Here is a 320-nt window from a genome sequence, read left to right on the forward strand (position 1 = left end):
ATGCCTGTGATCTCAAAAAATTTTTCTGAAACCTCATCATTGATCTCTACGCCGTCTTCCCAATCAATAAATACTGTTTTAATTTGTTTGGCGAGCATTAAATTAACTTGCTCAATAGTCGGCTTTACAACATATAAACTCACTGTTACGTAAGACACGATTTGGTTTATTAGCAGCAATGCTGCTACTAAAAAAACCGTTTGCCCAAATGCACTGCGTGGAAACATCCCCATATAAATTACTTTTCACCATCCGGCACAAACACATAGCCCAAACCCCATACAGTTTGGATATAACGCGGGTTAGCGGCATCAATTTCG

General features: G+C 39.1%; 1 pseudogene. It reads right to left on the minus strand.

The window, feature by feature from the left end:
* Positions 1–233 (minus strand): annotated as a pseudogene (locus tag CWB66_RS20965) (two-component system sensor histidine kinase EnvZ); the annotation flags it as partial.
* Positions 234–320 lie beyond the last annotated feature (87 nt).

It is taken from the genome of Pseudoalteromonas sp. S558, assembly GCF_005886635.1.
GTDB lineage: Bacteria > Pseudomonadota > Gammaproteobacteria > Enterobacterales > Alteromonadaceae > Pseudoalteromonas > Pseudoalteromonas aliena.